This window comes from Pseudomonas sp. G3-19, assembly GCF_054855875.1.
In genome coordinates this window covers 3,776,860-3,794,114 of record NZ_JBMPIQ010000003.1, presented here as the reverse complement: position 1 = coordinate 3,794,114, position 17,255 = coordinate 3,776,860, and the positions used below count along the sequence as shown (strand labels likewise).

14 protein-coding genes are annotated in these 17,255 nt (G+C 63.3%); all 14 read left to right on the top strand.

Going from position 1 to position 17,255, the window contains the following annotated elements; all coding sequences use genetic code 11:
• The first annotated feature begins 29 nt into the window (after positions 1-29).
• The 14 genes from pilH (at position 30) to madL (ending at position 17,254) form a co-directional block, all read left to right on the top strand.
• On the top strand, positions 30-395 hold the full coding sequence (gene pilH / locus ACOYXI_RS17430; protein WP_025109154.1) for a twitching motility response regulator PilH: 366 nt from the start codon (positions 30-32) through the stop codon (positions 393-395).
• A 10-nt stretch (positions 396-405) separates the two neighbouring features.
• Complete coding sequence (locus ACOYXI_RS17425) at positions 406-945, top strand: chemotaxis protein CheW (protein WP_007964098.1); 540 nt, start codon at positions 406-408, stop codon at positions 943-945.
• A gap of 200 nt (positions 946-1,145) precedes the next feature.
• A complete protein-coding gene (locus ACOYXI_RS17420; RefSeq protein WP_461675100.1) occupies positions 1,146-3,200 on the top strand; it encodes a methyl-accepting chemotaxis protein in 2,055 nt (684 codons plus the stop codon).
• Positions 3,201-3,211: 11 nt separating this feature from the next.
• The gene (locus ACOYXI_RS17415) at positions 3,212-9,112 is read left to right on the top strand and encodes an Hpt domain-containing protein (RefSeq protein ID WP_461675569.1); all 5,901 of its coding nucleotides are present in this window, start codon (positions 3,212-3,214) and stop codon (positions 9,110-9,112) included.
• Positions 9,105-9,575, top strand: a complete 471-nt coding sequence (locus ACOYXI_RS17410) for a chemotaxis protein CheW (protein ID WP_003229084.1) — start codon at positions 9,105-9,107, stop codon at positions 9,573-9,575. Before ACOYXI_RS17415 ends, ACOYXI_RS17410 begins: the two co-directional genes overlap by 8 nt.
• Positions 9,576-10,109: 534 nt before the next feature.
• A complete protein-coding gene (locus ACOYXI_RS17405; protein WP_098966059.1) occupies positions 10,110-10,475 on the top strand; it encodes a DUF6124 family protein in 366 nt (121 codons plus the stop codon).
• A gap of 297 nt (positions 10,476-10,772) precedes the next feature.
• On the top strand, positions 10,773-12,443 hold the full coding sequence (gene mdcA, locus ACOYXI_RS17400) for a malonate decarboxylase subunit alpha (RefSeq protein ID WP_095137524.1): 1,671 nt from the start codon (positions 10,773-10,775) through the stop codon (positions 12,441-12,443).
• Positions 12,443-13,315 (top strand): triphosphoribosyl-dephospho-CoA synthase, encoded by an 873-nt coding sequence (locus tag ACOYXI_RS17395; RefSeq protein ID WP_461675099.1) that lies wholly within the window; start codon positions 12,443-12,445, stop codon positions 13,313-13,315. The genes mdcA and ACOYXI_RS17395 overlap by 1 nt, the downstream gene beginning before the upstream one ends.
• Positions 13,315-13,614 carry a malonate decarboxylase subunit delta gene (locus ACOYXI_RS17390; protein ID WP_103522464.1) on the top strand — a complete coding sequence of 100 codons (300 nt, stop codon included), beginning with the start codon at positions 13,315-13,317 and terminating at the stop codon, positions 13,612-13,614. The genes ACOYXI_RS17395 and ACOYXI_RS17390 overlap by 1 nt, the downstream gene beginning before the upstream one ends.
• Complete coding sequence (locus ACOYXI_RS17385) at positions 13,607-14,458, top strand: biotin-independent malonate decarboxylase subunit beta (RefSeq protein ID WP_461675098.1); 852 nt, start codon at positions 13,607-13,609, stop codon at positions 14,456-14,458. Before ACOYXI_RS17390 ends, ACOYXI_RS17385 begins: the two co-directional genes overlap by 8 nt.
• Positions 14,455-15,240, top strand: coding sequence for a biotin-independent malonate decarboxylase subunit gamma (gene mdcE / locus ACOYXI_RS17380; RefSeq protein WP_461675097.1), 786 nt, complete (start codon positions 14,455-14,457; stop codon positions 15,238-15,240). The genes ACOYXI_RS17385 and mdcE overlap by 4 nt, the downstream gene beginning before the upstream one ends.
• Complete coding sequence (locus ACOYXI_RS17375; protein ID WP_134784864.1) at positions 15,234-15,854, top strand: malonate decarboxylase holo-ACP synthase; 621 nt, start codon at positions 15,234-15,236, stop codon at positions 15,852-15,854. Before mdcE ends, ACOYXI_RS17375 begins: the two co-directional genes overlap by 7 nt.
• Complete coding sequence (gene mdcH / locus ACOYXI_RS17370) at positions 15,851-16,771, top strand: malonate decarboxylase subunit epsilon (protein ID WP_134784863.1); 921 nt, start codon at positions 15,851-15,853, stop codon at positions 16,769-16,771. The genes ACOYXI_RS17375 and mdcH overlap by 4 nt, the downstream gene beginning before the upstream one ends.
• 66 nt (positions 16,772-16,837) lie before the next feature.
• Positions 16,838-17,254 carry a malonate transporter subunit MadL gene (gene madL / locus ACOYXI_RS17365; protein WP_003229065.1) on the top strand — a complete coding sequence of 139 codons (417 nt, stop codon included), beginning with the start codon at positions 16,838-16,840 and terminating at the stop codon, positions 17,252-17,254.
• The last annotated feature ends 1 nt before the right edge of the window (position 17,255 follow it).

The following is a 17,255-nucleotide window of genomic DNA, read 5'->3' as shown; positions in this document are numbered from 1 at the left end:
GGGAGTCGACAAGAAAAATGGGGAAGACCATGGCACGTATCCTGATCGTCGATGATTCGCCGACTGAAATGTACAAACTCACCGGCATGCTGGAAAAGCACGGCCATGAAGTGCTCAAGGCCGAAAACGGCGCCGACGGCGTGGCCCTGGCCCGTCAGGAAAAACCCGACGCCGTGCTGATGGACATCGTCATGCCCGGCCTCAACGGCTTCCAGGCCACCCGGCAACTGACCAAGGATGCCGAGACCAGCCATATACCGGTGATCATCATCACCACCAAGGATCAGGAAACCGACAAGGTTTGGGGCACGCGCCAGGGCGCGAAGGATTACCTGACCAAACCGGTCGAAGAAGACATGCTGATCAAGACCCTGAACAACGTGCTGGCCGGTTGATCGCGCGGCCATGAACCAGTCGCTGACCGCGTTCGAGCTGCTGTGGCAGATCGACCAGCGCTGCCGCCTGCTGGCGGCGGACCTGCCGTCGCAGCCCGGCCGTCAGGATCGCTGGAGCGGCATCGGTTTTCGCCTCGGCGAGCATTGGTACGTGACGCCGATGGGCGAAGTCAGCGAAGTGCTGCACGAACCGCGCTGCACTCAGTTACCCGGGGTCAAGCCGTGGGTCAAAGGGGTGGCTAACCTGCGTGGGCGCTTGCTGCCGATCATGGACCTGTGCGGCTTTTTCGGTCACGAGCTGTCGCCGTTGCGTAAACAGCGGCGTGTGTTGGTGGTGGAGCACAACGATGTGTTCGCCGGGTTGCTGGTGGATGAGGTGTTCGGTCTGCAGCACTTCGAGCAGGACAGCTTCGAACCGATCTCGATCAGCAAGCGCCAGGGCTCAAAGGCCGAGTTCGTCAAAGGCTATTTCCGGCGTGAGCAGAACTGGCGAGTGTTCAGCCTGTTTGCGCTGGCCAAATCGCCGGTGTTCATGAGCGTCGCGATATAGCCGAAGCACCAGATATCTATGGGGTGGGGGTCTGTGGCGAGGGGATTTATCCCCGATGGTTGGCTAAGCCAACCCAAAACCTGCATTCGCGATGTGCCAGATACAACTCAGTATTGGGGCCGCTGCGCGACCCATCGGGGATAAATCCCCTCACCACAAATCCCACAGTGGACCGTGGCAGGTTTCATAGGCGAGGACCGATGACAAAGGCAAAAACAGGCAAATCGGCGGAAGGGTCGCGCAGTCGCTCGCAGATCATCGTGCTGTTCATCGCACTGATCGTGTTCATCATGCTGCTGTTCGCCAACTTCGCCTACCTCAACACCCAGGCCAACTACGACAAGCAGTACATCGGCCACGCCGGTGAGCTGCGCGTGCTGTCGCAACGCATCGCCAAGAACGCCACCGAAGCGGCTGCCGGGAAGTCGGCAGCGTTCAAGCTGCTGAGCGATGCGCGCAACGATTTTGCCCAGCGCTGGGGTTACCTGAAGAAGGGCGACCCGGCCACCGGCCTGCCGCCCGCGCCGGCCACCGTGCGCCCGGAAATGCGCGCGGTGCAGCTGGATTGGGAACGCCTGCTGAAAAACACCGACGCGATTCTCTCCAGCGAGCAGACCGTGCTCTCGCTGCATCAGGTCGCCGCGACCCTGGCTGAAACCGTGCCGCAGTTGCAGATCGAATACGAAAAAGTCGTCGAGATCCTCCTGCAGCGCGGCGCGCCGGCAGCGCAGGTGGCGATGGCCCAACGCCAATCGCTGCTGGCCGAGCGCATCCTCGGTGCGGTCAACACCGTGCTGGCCGGCGACGAAAATTCGCAGCAGGCCGCCGATGCGTTTGGCCGCGATGCCACCCGTTTCGGTCAGGTGCTCAACGGCATGCTGCAGGGCAACCCGACCCTGAAAATCAGCCAGGTCGAAGACCGCGATGCCCGTGCGCGCCTGAGTGAAATTTCCGAGCTGTTCCAGTTCGTCTCCGGCTCGGTGGATGAAATCCTCGAAACCTCGCCGGAGCTGTTCAAGGTCCGGGAGTCGGCGAGCAATATCTTCAGCCTGTCGCAGACCCTGCTCGACGAAGCCTCGCACCTCGCCAGCGGTTTCGAAAACCTTGCCGGCGGGCGCAACACCGACACCATCGGCGGCTACGTGCTGGGCTTGCTGGCGCTGGCTTCGATCATCCTGATCGGCATGGTCATGGTTCGTGAAACCAACCGCCAGTTGCGCGAGACCGCCGAGAAGAACGAACGCAATCAGAACGCGATCATGCGCCTGCTCGATGAGATCGAAGACCTCGCCGACGGTGACCTGACCGTAACCGCCTCGGTGACCGAAGACTTCACCGGGACCATCGCCGATTCGATCAACTACTCGGTCGACCAACTGCGCGATCTGGTCGCGACCATCAACCTCACCGCTGGCCAGGTCGCCGCCGCCGTGCAGGAAACCCAGGCCACCGCCATGCACCTGGCCCAGGCCTCGGAACATCAGGCGCAGCAGATTTCCGAAGCCTCGACCGCGATCAGCGATATGGCCCAGTCCATCGATCAGGTCTCGGCCAACGCCGCTGAATCCTCGGCGGTGGCCGAGCGTTCGGTGGAGATCGCCAACAAGGGCAACGAGGTGGTGCACAACACCATCCACGGCATGGACAACATTCGTGAACAGATTCAGGACACCGCCAAGCGCATCAAGCGTCTGGGCGAGTCGTCGCAGGAAATCGGCGACATCGTCAGCCTGATCGACGACATTGCCGACCAGACCAACATCCTCGCGCTCAACGCGGCGATTCAGGCCTCGATGGCCGGGGATGCCGGGCGCGGCTTTGCCGTGGTCGCCGACGAAGTGCAGCGGTTGGCCGAACGTTCGTCCGCCGCCACCCGGCAGATCGAAACCCTGGTGCGGGCGATTCAGACCGACACCAACGAAGCGGTGATTTCCATGGAACAGACCACCACCGAAGTGGTGCGCGGCGCGCGACTGGCGCAGGATGCCGGTGTGGCTCTGGAAGAAATCGAAGGCGTTTCGAAAACCCTCGCCGCGCTGATTCAAAGCATCTCCAACGCGGCGCAGCAGCAGACCTCGTCGGCCGGTCAGATCTCGCTGACGATGAACGTGATCCAGCAGATCACCACGCAGACCTCGTCCGGCTCGACCGCCACCGCCGAGAGCATTGGCAATCTGGCGAAAATGGCCAGTCAGCTGCGCCGTTCGGTATCCGGTTTCACCTTGCCGTCGGCGTCCGCGACGGAAAAGGCGTGAGTGGAGTGGTTATGGGTGACCGGCACGACTACGTGGCCCTCGAATGGGTCAAGGGTGAAATTGCCGAAACGCTGAAACAGGCGCATCAGGCGATTGAAACCGTGCTCGATGACCCGCACGCCACGCCGGGGCTGGATGAGTGCCTGGCCTATATTCATCAGGTGCACGGCAGTTTGCAGATGGTCGAGTTCTACGGCGCCGCGTTGCTGGCCGAAGAGATGGAGCATCTGGTCGAAGCCTTGCAGCACGGGCGCGTCGCCCATCGCGACGAAGCCCTGCACCTGCTGCTGCAAGCCCTTGGGCAATTGCCGATCTACCTCGATCGGGTGCAGAGCGCCCGCCGCGACTTGCCGCTGGTGGTGCTGCCGCTGATCAACGACCTGCGCAGTGCGCGCGGCGATAGCCTGCTCTCGGAAACCAGCCTGTTCAGCCCGCCCTTGCCGGACGTGTCGCCGTTGAGCGCAGAAGCCTTGGCCGCGCTGGAGCCGGCCGACTGGCCCAACGTGCTGCGCAAGTTGCGTCAGATGCTGCAAATGGCGCTGGTCGGGTTGCTGCGCGAGCAGGATGACCAGACCCACCTCGAATACCTGGCGAAAGTTTTCCAGCGCCTCGAAGCGCTCAGCGCCGATGCGCCCCTGAGCCCGCTGTGGCAGGTCGCTTCCGCGCTGGTCGAAGGCATGCGCGAAGGCGCCATCGCCAACAGCCCGGCGCTGCGCAGCCTGTTCAAGGACGCCGACAAGGAACTCAAGCGCCTGCTCGAACAAGGCCCGCGCGGCCTCAATCAGCCGCCCCCGCCGGAGCTGCTGAAAAGCCTGCTGTTCTATATTGCCAAAGCCGAACATCCCACCGGGCAGATGCTGACCATGAAAGAACGCTACTCCCTGGACGACGCGTTGCCCGACAGCGCGATGGTCGACGAAGAACGCGCGCGTCTGGCCGGTCCCGACCGCGATGCGATGCGCTCGGTGCTGGCGGCGCTGTGCGAAGAACTGGTGCGGGTCAAGGAACGCCTCGACCTGTTCGTGCGCAGCGACCGTCAGCACACCTCCGACCTGGAGAGCCTGCTGGCGCCGTTGCGGCAGATCGCCGACACCCTCGCGGTGCTCGGTTTCGGCCAGCCGCGCAAAGTCATCATCGATCAACTGGCGGTGGTGCTCAGCCTCGCTCAGGGCCAGCGCGAACCGAATGACGCGACCCTGATGGACGTGGCCGGCGCGCTGCTTTACGTCGAAGCCAACCTCGCCGGGATGGTCGGCACCGTCGAGCCGGAAAGCCCCGAAGACGCGCGCCTGCCGACCACCGACCTGACGCAGATCCATCAGATCGTGATCAAGGAAGCACGCATCTGCCTGCAACAGGCCAAGGACATGATCGTCGATTACATCGACGCCGACTGGGATCGCCAGCAACTGCAACCGTTGCCGGAACTGCTGACCCAGGTGCGCGGTGCGCTGGCGATGATTCCGTTGAGCCGGGCGGCGAGTCTGGTCGAAGCCTGCAATAGCTTCATTCGCGAGCATTTGCTGCTCGATCCGCACGAGCCGGGCTGGCAGCAACTGGATCATCTCGCCGACGTCATCACCAGCCTCGAGTATTACCTCGAACGCCTGAGCGATGACCCGCAGGCGCCGAATGAACAACTGCTGGATGTCGCGCAAAAGAGCCTTGCCAGCCTGGGGTTCTTTCCACATGAGCAGCACGTGCCGGTGCTCGACGATGTACTCAGCCCCAGCGAAGCGCTGGTGATGCAGGACCTGCAGGCACTGGATGACCCCGAGACCGTGCAGTCGCTGGCCGACGTGCTGGCCAGCCCGGTGTCGGCGCTCAACCCGCCGGCCTTGATCACCCCCGGCAACCTGATGCCACCACCGGCCGATGAAGAACCGGTGGACGATGAACTGCGCGAAGTGTTCCTCGAAGAGACCGACGAGGTGCTCGAGGTCCTGCACGAATACCTGCCGCGCTGGTCGGCTGACACTCATGACCGCGCCGCCCTGACCGAACTGCGCCGCGCTTTTCACACCTTGAAGGGCAGCGGGCGCATGGTGCGTGCGTTGATCCTTGGCGAGCTGGCCTGGGCGGTGGAAAACCTGCTCAACCGCGTGCTGGAACACAGCGTCGAACCTGGCGCGCAGGTGCAGCAGTTGCTCACCGACACGCTGTTGCTGCTGCCGGAACTGATCAGCGAATTCGCCACGCACCGTCAGCGTCAGCGCAGCGATGTCGATCAACTGGCGGCCCGCGCGCATGCACTGGCCAAAGGCGTCGAGCCGCTGGCGGCCGAAGACGTCGATGATGTGGCGGCCCTCGATCCGCTGTTGCTGGAGATTTTCCGCAACGAGGCCGAAACCCACCTCGCCAGCCTCAACCGCTTCCTCGATCAGGCTGCCGAGCATGTGCCGCTGCCGGCCAGCGACGAATTGCAGCGCGCCTTGCACACGCTCAAGGGCAGTGCCTCGATGGCCGGCGTGTTGCCGATTGCCGAACTGGCGGCGCCGCTGGATAAACTGGCGCGCGAGTTCAAGGCGCATCAGTTGCCACTGGATCTGGATGAAGTGGAATTGCTCCTCGAAGCCGAAGGTCTGTTCCGCGTCGGTTTGCGCCAGCTCAAGCACGATCCGCTGGCGCCGATTGTCGGTGCGCAGTCGCTGATCAAACGCACCGAAACGCTGCTGGCCGAACGCCTGGAGGCGATCCTCAACGCGCCGAACACCGGCCTGCGGATCAAGCGCGATCCGCAACTGATCAACAACTTCCTCGCCCAGGGCATGGACATCCTGCTCGACGCCGAAAGCCTGTTGCAGCGCTGGCAGCAACATCCCGGCGAGCGTCAGGAACTCAGCGCGCTACTGGACGAACTCACTACTCTGGGCGAAGGCGCACACCTCGCCGATCTGCTGCCGGTGGACGTGCTCTGCGAAGCCTTGCTCGACCTCTATGGCGCCGTCGAAGAAAGCAGCCTGGCGGTCAGCGACAGGTTTTTCCACGAAGCGCAGAACGCCCATGAAGCGCTGATCAACATGCTCGACGAACTGGCCGCCGGCCAGGAAATCACCCCACAGCCGCAGCGCATTCGCGCCCTGCACGAACTGCTCGATGAAAGCCTCGACCCGACCGCCATGGGGCTGATTCGCAGCGACGGCAGCCGCACCTTGAGCATCCATGAGCTGGGCGCCGCCACCGCCGAACTGTCCCGCGCCAACGCCGAAAGCGCGCCGGATGACGAGATCGTCGAGATCTTCCTCGAAGAAGCGGTGGACATTCTCGACAGTGCCGGGCAAGCCCTGCAGCGCTGGTTGAGCGACCCGGACAACGCTGCGCCGCTGTCGTCGTTGCAGCGCGATCTGCACACGCTCAAGGGTGGCGCGCGGATGGCCGAGGTCGATGCCATCGGCGATCTGGCCCATGAGCTGGAAAGTTTCTACGAAGGTCTGGTAGATCGTCGCCACAGCTACAGTGAGCTGCTCGGACGCTTGCTGCACAAGAGCCACGACCGCTTGGCCCAGTTGCTTGAACAGTTGCACAACCATCAGCCACTGACCCCGGCGCAAGACCTGATCGAAGCGATCCGCCATTTCCGTCAGGGCCAGTCCGGCAGTGCCGAAACGGCGCAGCCGACGGCTGAACCCGACAGCGCGGCGCATGATCCGGAGCTGCTGGAAATCTTCCTCGAAGAAGGTTTCGACATCATCGAAAGCTCCGGCGCGGCGTTGCTTCGCTGGCAGGCCGAGCCGGGCAATCGGCAGGAAGTGGAAACCCTGCTGCGCGATCTGCACACCCTCAAGGGCGGCGCGCGGATGGTCGAGATCGGCCCGATCGGCGACCTCGCCCATGAGCTCGAATACCTTTACGAAAGCCTCGCCACCGGCGTGCTGCAACCGTCCGCCGAACTGTTCGCGCTGGTGCAGCGCGGGCATGACCGATTGGCGCAGATGCTCGATGGCGTGCGTGCCGGACAGCCGTGCCCGCCAGCAGATCGGCTGATCAATGCGATCCAGAATTTCAGCCACCCGGCGACTCCGGACACACCGCCGCCGTTGCCGATTCCGGCCAAGACCGAGCCTGCGGCGCCCGCCGTTGATGCCGGTGCGGACATGGTCAAGGTCTCCGCCGAACTGCTCGATGACTTGGTCAATCTGGCCGGCGAAACCTCGATTTTCCGTGGCCGTATCGAGCAGCAAGTCAGCGATGCGCAAACCGCGCTGAACGAGATGGAAACCACCATCGAACGCATGCGCGATCAGTTGCGCCGACTCGACACCGAAACCCAGGGGCGGATTCTCAGCCGTCAGCAAGTCGATGCCGAACGCCTCGGTTACGAAGAATTCGACCCGCTGGAAATGGACCGTCATTCGCAGTTGCAGCAACTGTCGCGGGCGCTGTTCGAATCCGCCTCCGACCTGCTCGATCTCAAGGAAACCCTCGACCGCCGTAACCACGACGCCGAGAACCTGTTGCAGCAACAGGGGCGGATCAATACCGAATTGCAGGAAGGCCTGATGCGCACGCGCATGGTGCCATTCGAACGCATGCTGCCGCGCCTGAAACGCATCGTGCGGCAGGTCGCCGAAGAGCTGAACAAGGACGTCGCGTTCATCATCGGCAACGCCGAAGGCGAAATGGATCGCAACGTGCTGGAGCGCATGGCCGCGCCGCTGGAGCACATGCTGCGCAACGCCGTCGACCATGGCCTGGAGTCGGCCGAGGTGCGGCTGGCGGCGGGCAAACCGGCGCAGGGCACGATCACCCTCGACCTGACCCGCGAGGGCGGCGACATCGTTTTCGATATTCGCGACGATGGCGCCGGGGTGCCGCTGGAAGCGGTGCGGCGCAAGGCGATCAAGCGCGGCCTGCTGGCACCGGACGCCGAGATCAGCGACCGCGACGTGCTGCAATTCATCCTGCAGCCGGGGTTCTCCACGGCGGAAAAGATCACCCAGATTTCCGGGCGCGGCGTCGGCATGGACGTGGTTCACGAAGAAGTCCGTCAGCTCGGCGGCACCATGAGCATCGACTCGGTGCCGGGGCAGGGCGTGCACTTCCGCATTCGTCTGCCGTTCACCGTGTCGGTCAACCGCGCGCTGATGGTGCAATGCGGCGAGGATCAATACGCGATTCCGCTGAACACCATCGAAGGCATCGTCCGCGTCCTGCCGAATGATCTGGAAGGGCACTTTCGCAACGATCCTCCAAGCTACCACTACGCCGGCCAGCGCTATGAGTTGTGCTACCTGGGCGAGCTGCTGAAAACCGCGCCGCGGCCGAAACTGCTCGGCCAGAGCCTGCCGCTGCCGGTGCTGCTGGTGCAGTGCAACGACCGGCACATCGCGGTGCAGGTCGATGCGATGGCCGGCACTCGCGAGATCGTGGTCAAGAGCCTCGGCCCGCAGTTCGCGGCGGTGCAGGGCGTGTCCGGGGCGACGATTCTCGGCGATGGCCGGGTGGTGCTGATTCTTGACTTGCTCGCACCGATCCGCGCGATGCAGGCGCGGGTTGCACAGCGCCCGGCGCAGACGGAAATCGACAGCGAACCGCAGAAGCCACTGCTCGTGCTGGTGGTCGATGACTCGGTGACCGTGCGCAAGGTCACCAGCCGTTTGCTCGAACGCCACGGCATGAACGTGCTGACCGCCAAGGACGGTGTCGACGCCATGTTGCTGCTCGAAGAACACATGCCCGACCTGATGCTGCTCGACATCGAAATGCCGCGCATGGACGGCTTCGAAGTCGCCACCCAGGTACGCAATGACGAGCGCCTGCAACACCTGCCGATCATCATGATCACCTCGCGCACCGGGCAGAAACACCGCGACCGCGCGATGGCCATCGGCGTCAACGACTACCTCGGCAAGCCGTATCAGGAATCGGTGCTGCTCGAAAGCATTGCCCACTGGAGCAAGAAACATGCATGAGCGCCGCCACAACGCGCGCACCAGCCAACTCACCGGCCTGCTGCTGCCGCTGGCCGACCGCAACCTGATCCTGCCCAACGTCGCCGTCGCCGAGCTGATCGACTATCAGGCCAGCGCCTTCGACCTCGACACACCGCCGTGGTACCTGGGGCGGGTGAGCTGGCGTGAACGGCAGATTCCGCTGCTGAGTTTCGAGTCAGCCTGCGGGCAGAAAATCGTCATCGGCGAACGCGCGCGGATCGTCATCCTCAACGCTCTCGGTGGGTTGCCGCAGCTGAAATTCATTGCGCTGCTGGTGCAGGGGATTCCGCGCTCGTACAAGCTCGACAGTCAGTTGAGTTATGTCGATGTGCCGTTGTGTGCGCTGGAGCAGGCGGCGGTGCAGGTCGGGGAACAGGTGGCGAAGGTGCCGGATTTGTTGGGGTTGGAGCAGTTGTTGGTGGATGCCGGACTTATCCACTGATCCGGAATCTTCAGTGGCCTGACTGGCCTCTTCGCGAGCAAGCCCGCTCCCACAGTGGGTCTTCAGTGGATGCAGATTTTATGTACGCCATAAATCCCCTGTGGGAGCGGGCTTGCTCGCGAAGGCGCCAGTCGCCACACCTCAATCCGACAGACAAATCCTCAATCTCTACAGCGCAATAAACACACTTCAGCCCCGCTGTTTAAGGACACCCAAGGTTACGGTCAGCAGCCTACAAATCCTTGCGCCGCTGCCTACGCATGCACCAGAATCCGCCGGCTTGTGCGCCCTCGGCAGGCTGCGTAACTTGATCCCGTCACTGATTCCCAGTGATCGGGTTTAGCAGCCCGGCTAGTTGTCCGGTCGTACGAGTCTCATCCAGTCAGGCATATGCCTGCGCTTGATGGTGGCTGTGCGCATGGCACCTTCGGGTGCGCCGGGTTTGGGTGACTACCGGTCTGCTAACTTGCGCACAGCTGCCTCCCTATCGTTTAGCAGCGGGATGGTCGCAGCCTCAACAGAGGAAAGTCGTCCATGTTCAAAGTAACGCCAAACCCGCCGGTCACAGACCCGGCGTCCCCCTACGAAGCCCCCGAATCAAAGAAATTCCACGAAGCCGCCGAGCGCGCCCTCGACCATTACCTCGGCCCGCCAAAACCCGACCTCATGGCCACGCCCTACACCCCCAACACGCTGTATATGGCCAACCCCGACGCCGACAGCGAATCCCTGCTGGCCGACGCCAGCGAATCCCTCGGCTCGGCCACGGTCATGCTCAACAACCATGCGGCGCTGGTGCAAGGCACGCACCGCAAGACCCTGCAGGGCATTGCCCAAGTGGTGATGGTGGCGGAGATGGCGGTGAATCGGGTGTTGGATAGGTTGGTGCCGACGGAGTAGCGAAAAAGCTGACCCTCACCCCAGCCCTCTCCCGGAGGGAGAGGGGGCCGACCGCAGGATGCTCACAATTTTCGCCAACCGGAAAGTACCGCTGTGAATCCATAATCGACTCGGTGGGGCAGGTCGATGTATGGCGCCAGACACCTCGGTCAGTCCCCTCTCCCTCCGGGAGAGGGCTAGGGTGAGGGCAGCCCTAGATCGTTACCCTGAGCGTAATGATTCACCACCGCGCTTGATTGATGCCCCCACCCCACACGCCTAACGTAGCTCCACGACAGCGAACCCCGTGGAGTGAGCATGACAACAACAATTTCCCCCGACTCGCGCTGGACGCGGCGGCGTGACGAGAAGCAGCGGCGTCTCGACAAGGTGCGCGGGCTGGCCGACGGTGTGGTACTGCCAAGCGACAAGATCGTCGCCGCACTCGAAGCGTTGATCCATCCCGGCGACCGTGTGGTGCTGGAGGGCAACAACCAGAAGCAGGCGGATTTCCTTTCCCGTTCGCTGGCCAAAGCCGATCCGGCCAAGCTGCATGATCTGCACATGATCATGCCCAGCGTTGGTCGCTCCGAGCACCTTGATCTGTTCGAACGCGGCATCGCCCGCAAGCTCGATTTCTCCTTCGCTGGCACCCAGAGCCTGCGCATCAGCCAGTTGCTCGAAGACGGCCTGCTGGAAATCGGCGCGATTCACACCTACATCGAACTCTACGCCCGGCTGGTGGTGGACCTGATCCCCAACGTCGTGCTCTCGGCCGGGTTCATGGCCGACCGCGCCGGCAATATCTACACCGGCCCCAGCACCGAAGACACCCCGGCACTGATCGAACCGGCCGCGTTCAGCGATGGCATCGTCATCGTTCAGGTCAACCAGTTGGTGGATGACGTCAGCGAACTGCCGCGCGTCGACATCCCGGCCTCGTGGGTGGATTTCGTGGTGGTGGCCGACAAACCGTTCTATATCGAACCGCTGTTCACCCGCGACCCACGGCACATCAAACCGGTGCACGTGTTGATGGCGATGATGGCGATTCGCGGGATCTACGAAAAACACAACGTGCAGTCGCTCAACCACGGCATCGGTTTCAACACCGCTGCCATTGAGTTGATCCTGCCGACCTACGGCGAATCCCTCGGCCTCAAGGGCAAGATCTGCCGCAACTGGACGCTCAACCCGCACCCGACGCTGATCCCAGCGATCGAGAGCGGTTGGGTCGAGAGCGTGCATTGCTTCGGCACTGAACTGGGCATGGAAAACTACATCGCCGCGCGCCCGGACGTGTTCTTCACCGGGCGCGACGGCTCGCTGCGTTCCAACCGGATGTTCTGCCAACTCGCCGGGCAGTACGCGGTGGATCTGTTTATCGGCGCGACGTTGCAGGTCGATGGCGACGGGCATTCCTCGACCGTGACCCGTGGTCGTCTCGCCGGTTTCGGCGGTGCACCGAACATGGGCCACGACCCGCGCGGTCGGCGTCACGGCACCCCGGCGTGGCTCGACATGCGCCACGACGATTCACAGCAACCGATGCTCGAACGCGGTAAGAAACTCGTGGTGCAAATGGTCGAGACCTTCCAGGAGGGCGGCAAACCGACCTTCGTCGAAACCCTCGACGCGGTGGAGGTGGCGAAGAAAAGCGGCATGCCGCTGGCGCCGATCATGATCTACGGCGACGACGTCACTCACTTGCTCACCGAAGAGGGCATCGCCTACCTGTACAAGGCGCGCTCGCTGGAAGAGCGTCAGGCGATGATCGCAGCGGTGGCCGGCGTTACCGCCATCGGCCTGCGGCACAACCCGAAAGACACCGAACGCATGCGCCGCGAAGGCCTGATCGCCTTGCCCGAAGACCTCGGCATCCGTCGCACCGACGCCACCCGCGAATTGCTCGCGGCGAAGAGCGTTGCCGATCTGGTCGAGTGGTCCGGCGGCCTCTACAACCCGCCCGCCAAATTCAGGAGCTGGTGATGCACGCACTCAACCTGCAAGCGAAACCCCTGAGCCTGAGCGAACGCCTGGCCGATCTGGCGGTGGATGCGCTGATCGACGAAGCCGATCTGTCGCCGAAGCCGGCGCTGGTCGACCGGCGTGGCAATGGCGCGCACAGCGATCTGCACTTGGGCCTGATGCACGCTTCGGCATTGTCGTTGTGGCCGGCGTTCAAGGAAATGGCTGAAGCAGCAGTTGAAATCGGCGCAGTCGATTCAACGTTGCGCGAAGCGATTGGCCGCATCGGTCGCGAAGGCGAGCAAGCCATGCTCGCGACCACCAACGGTGTGAATACCCATCGCGGCGCCATTTGGGCACTGGGGTTACTGGTGACCGCCGCTGCACTCGAACCGAAATCCTCCAGCGCCAACGCTGTCACCTTGCGCGCCGCACGTCTGGCATTACTCGATGACCGCTACGCACCAAAACCGCTGAGCCACGGCGCACAAGTCGCCCTGCGTTACGGCGCACGCGGCGCTCGGGAAGAAGCGCAACTCGGCTTTCCGTCTGTGCTGCAACGCGGCCTGCCGCAACTCAAGCGCAGCCGCGCCAACGGCCATGGCGAACAGAACGCCCGGCTCGATGCGCTGCTGGCGATCATGACCGATCTGGCCGACACCTGCGTGCTCTACCGCGCCGGTGAACAAGGCCTGCACGCCATGCAACAAGGCGCGCAAGCGGTGCTCGACGCTGGCGGTAGCGCCAGCCTCGGCGGGCGTCGGCGCCTGCACGAACTGGATCAACAACTCATCGCATTGAATGCCTCGCCCGGTGGCGCCGCCGACTTGCTCGCCGCCACGCTGCTGCTCGATCTAATCGAGCGCGACGGCATCCTTCAGGGAGCGTTTTGATGGAAACCTTATCCTTTGAATTCCCCGCCGGGCAGCCGCCGCGCGGGCGCGCGCTGGTCGGTTGTGTCGGCTCGGGCGATCTGGAAGTGCTGATCGAACCGGGGCTGGCCGGCAAGCTGACGATCAATGTGCAGACCTCGGTCAACGGTGCGCAGCAGCGCTGGCAGCATCTGTTTGCGCGGATGTTCGACGGCACCACGCCACCGGCGATGGCCATCGATATTCACGATTTCGGCGCCACGCCGGGGGTGGTGCGTTTGCGTCTGGAACAAGGTTTCGAGGAGCTCGGCCATGACTGACAGCGCAGCGTTGCTCAACAAACACAGCTTCGTCGAACTCGGTGCGCGGCAACGGGCGAAAGCCTTGCTCGATGCCGGGACCTTCCGTGAATTGCTCGACCCGTTTCAACGGGTCATGTCGCCGTGGCTCGAACGCCAGGGCGTGGTGCCGCAAGCCGATGACGGCGTGGTGATCGCCAAGGGCAGCGTCGACGGTTTGCCGGTGGTGATCGCCGCCATCGAAGGCGCGTTCCAGGGCGGCAGCCTCGGCGAAGTCGGCGGGGCGAAGATTGCCGGCGCGCTGGAACTGGCCGCCGAAGACAACCGCAAGGGCATCCCGACTCGCGCTGTGTTGCTGCTGGAAACCGGTGGCGTGCGTTTGCAGGAAGCCAACCTCGGGCTGGCGGCGATTGCCGATATTCATGCGGCGATTGTCGATTTGCAGCAGTACCAACCGGTGGTCGGTGTGGTCGCGGGCAGCGTCGGTTGTTTCGGCGGCATGTCGATTGCCGCTGCGCTGTGCAGTTATTTGCTGGTGACCCAGGAAGCGCGCCTCGGCCTCAACGGCCCCCAAGTGATCGAGCAGGAAGCCGGGATCGAAGAATACGACTCCCGCGACCGGCCCTTCATCTGGAGCCTGACCGGTGGTGAGCAGCGGTTTGCCAGTGGTCTGGTGGATCGTTATGTCGCCGATGATGTGGCGAAGATTCGTCAGCAGGTTGGTGTATTGCTGCAGCAGGGTTTGCCCGCTAAGCCGCGCAGTCAGCGCGCCGATTGGTTTCTGCAACACCTGAACCGTTTGGACACCGCCAAGCAAATCGAGCCTTCGGTGGTTCGCGATCTGTATCAAGGAGAGCGCTCATGAGTGGTTATTCCGTGCGCGGTTTGAACTGGTTCAACGCCCTGAGTGCTGGTGCGAAAGCGGTCGAAGGTTTGCCGCCATCGTTGAAGGTCGCCGACGGCGAACTTGGGCGGTTTATCGCGGTGGTCGCTGACCCGGACAACCGTTTCCCACGGGCTCGCAACGGTGAAGTTGGCTTGCTCGAAGGCTGGGGTCTGGCCAAGGCTGTGGATGACGTGATCACGGCAGATCGCGACGAAGCGCAGAAGCGCCCGATCATCGCCATCGTCGACGTCCCGAGCCAGGCTTACGGTCGTCGCGAAGAAGCCCTCGGCATTCATCAGGCCCTGGCCGGTGCGGCGGACAGTTATGCCCGCGCCCGTCTGGCCGGGCATCCGGTGATTGCGCTGCTGGTGGGCAAGGCCATGTCCGGGGCGTTTCTTGCTCATGGTTATCAGGCCAACCGTTTGATTGCCCTGCGCGATCCCGGGGTGATGGTGCATGCGATGGGCAAGGCCTCGGCGGCGCGAGTGACGCTGCGCAGTGTCGAGGAACTGGAAGCACTGGCTGCCAGCGTGCCGCCGATGGCCTATGACATCGACAGCTACGCCAGCCTCGGATTGCTCTGGGAAACCCTCTCGGTGCAGCAGATCGAGCAGCCGACGGCGGAGGATCTGGCGCGGGTGACCGAATGCCTGAAACAGGCCATCGTCGATATCTCCAGCACTGACTTGCGCAAGCGTCTCGGCGCGAAAAATCGTGAAGCGTCCAGCCGCGTGCGTGAATTGCTGAGGGCGCAGTGGTGAACCTGCCACTGGCCCACGATCTGCTGTGGGGCATGACCCCGGCGCAGCTGCCGGCGGATGCGCCACAGTGGGCAGTCGAATCGCTGGCTGCCGGGCAACCGGTGGTCGTGCGGCGAGCGGTGAGCGCTGAAGCTTGGGTCGCGGTGGGCATTCGCGGTGTGTTGCGTGAGCAGCGGCTGGCGGCGTTTATGGCGCTCGATTCGATTGCCTGTCGGGTCAGCCCCGAAGCGCTTAGTCATGTCGATTGCGAGCGCGATCTGCCAGTGATGCAGGCCCTCAAACAACTGCGGCCAATGCTCGATGACTGCGGTTGGGTCTGGGGTGTCAGCGGCAGTGTCGGGTTTGAGTTGGCCAGTGGTTTTACCGCGATGCACGCGGCCAGTGACCTCGATCTGATTCTGCGGACACCGCAACTGATCACGCGTAATCAGGCACGCAAACTGGTCGCGGTTTTTGATCAAGCCGTGTGCCGGGTCGACATGCAATTGCAGACGCCGTTCGGTGCAGTCGCGTTGCGCGAATGGGCCGGCGGGTCTGCACGGGTGCTGCTGAAAAACGCCCATCAAGCCTGTCTGGTCACTGATCCGTGGAACCCGCAGGAGCAGGCAGCGTGAGCAGCCTGTTGGTGTTCCCCGGCCAGGGCGCGCAGCAACCGGGCATGCTCCTGCGTTTGCCTCGGGAAACCTTGACCGAGGCCAGCGACGTGCTCGGTGAAGATGTCGCGCTGCTCGATTCTGCCGACGCGTTGCGCAGCACCCGGGCGGTTCAGCTGTGCCTGTTGATCGCCGGGGTCGCTGCCTCGCGGCAGTTGCTACAGGACGAATTGGAAGCGGATTACGTCGCCGGTCTGTCCATCGGTGCCTACCCGGCAGCGGTGGTCGCCGGGGCATTGAGCTTCAGCGATGCGTTAAATCTGGTCAGCCTGCGTGGCGAGTTGATGCAGCAGGCTTATCCACAAGGCTTTGGCATGACCGCAATCATCGGCCTGCAATTATCCACCGTCGAAACGCTGCTGGCGCAGGTGCACAGCGCGGAGTCGCCGGTGTATCTGGCCAACATCAATGCCGATAACCAGGTGGTGATTGCCGGCAGCGACAAGGCGATGCAAGCGGTGGCGGAACTGGCGCGCAGTCGTGGCGCCGGTCTGGCGAAACGCCTGGCGGTGAGCGTGCCGTCACACTGTCCGTTGCTGGAAGCGCCGGCGCAAACCCTCGCCGAAGCCTTCGCCAAGGTTGCACTGAAGCCCCCGAAAATCGCTTACCTGAGTGGCAGCCGCGCGCGTCCGCTGATCAAGCCTGATGCCTTGCGCGACGACCTCGCCTTCAACATGTGCCGCGTGGTGGACTGGCGCGGCACCGTGCAAAGCGCTTACGAGCGCGGCGTACGTTTACAAATCGAACTGCCGCCCGGTGCGGTGCTGACCGGGCTGGCGCGCCGGGTGTTTGAATCGGGCACGGTCACTGCCTTTGACAGTGCGCGTCTGGACACCTTGCAGGCGCTGTTGCGAGAGGAGGGTGGCCGCCGACCATAAACTGCCGCGACTCAGGCTTCGAACAACAAAAACAACATTCGACGATGCACTTTGAGGACTACAACAATGATTATTTACGGTGTGGCGCTGCTGGCGATCTGTACGCTGGCAGGGGTGATCATGGGTGACATGCTTGGCGTGTTGCTGGGTGTCAAATCCAACGTCGGCGGGGTCGGCATCGCCATGATCCTGTTGATCTGCGCGCGGTTGTGGATGCAGAAACGCGGCGGCATGACCAAGGATTGCGAAATGGGCGTCGGCTTCTGGGGCGCAATGTACATTCCGGTGGTGGTGGCGATGGCCGCGCAACAGAACGTCGTCACCGCCCTGCACGGTGGCCCGGTGGCGGTGCTGGCGGCAATCGGTTCGGTGGTGGTGTGTGGTTGCACGATTGCCTTGATCAGCCGCACCCATAAAGGCGAACCGTTGCCCGACGAACCGGTGGAAGTCACTCCGGTCGGCACCCCGGTAGGAGGTCGCTGAC

Excerpts from the sequence above, each read along its gene's own strand:
- pilH (WP_025109154.1), top strand. The coding sequence starts at position 30 with ATGGCACGTATCCTGATCGTCGATGATTCGCCGACTGAAATGTACAAA.
- ACOYXI_RS17425 (WP_007964098.1), top strand. The coding sequence starts at position 406 with ATGAACCAGTCGCTGACCGCGTTCGAGCTGCTGTGGCAGATCGACCAG.
- ACOYXI_RS17420 (WP_461675100.1), top strand. The coding sequence starts at position 1,146 with ATGACAAAGGCAAAAACAGGCAAATCGGCGGAAGGGTCGCGCAGTCGC.
- ACOYXI_RS17415 (WP_461675569.1), top strand. The coding sequence starts at position 3,212 with ATGGGTGACCGGCACGACTACGTGGCCCTCGAATGGGTCAAGGGTGAA.
- ACOYXI_RS17410 (WP_003229084.1), top strand. The coding sequence starts at position 9,105 with ATGCATGAGCGCCGCCACAACGCGCGCACCAGCCAACTCACCGGCCTG.
- ACOYXI_RS17405 (WP_098966059.1), top strand. The coding sequence starts at position 10,110 with ATGTTCAAAGTAACGCCAAACCCGCCGGTCACAGACCCGGCGTCCCCC.
- mdcA (WP_095137524.1), top strand. The coding sequence starts at position 10,773 with ATGACAACAACAATTTCCCCCGACTCGCGCTGGACGCGGCGGCGTGAC.
- ACOYXI_RS17395 (WP_461675099.1), top strand. The coding sequence starts at position 12,443 with ATGCACGCACTCAACCTGCAAGCGAAACCCCTGAGCCTGAGCGAACGC.
- ACOYXI_RS17390 (WP_103522464.1), top strand. The coding sequence starts at position 13,315 with ATGGAAACCTTATCCTTTGAATTCCCCGCCGGGCAGCCGCCGCGCGGG.
- ACOYXI_RS17385 (WP_461675098.1), top strand. The coding sequence starts at position 13,607 with ATGACTGACAGCGCAGCGTTGCTCAACAAACACAGCTTCGTCGAACTC.
- mdcE (WP_461675097.1), top strand. The coding sequence starts at position 14,455 with ATGAGTGGTTATTCCGTGCGCGGTTTGAACTGGTTCAACGCCCTGAGT.
- madL (WP_003229065.1), top strand. The coding sequence starts at position 16,838 with ATGATTATTTACGGTGTGGCGCTGCTGGCGATCTGTACGCTGGCAGGG.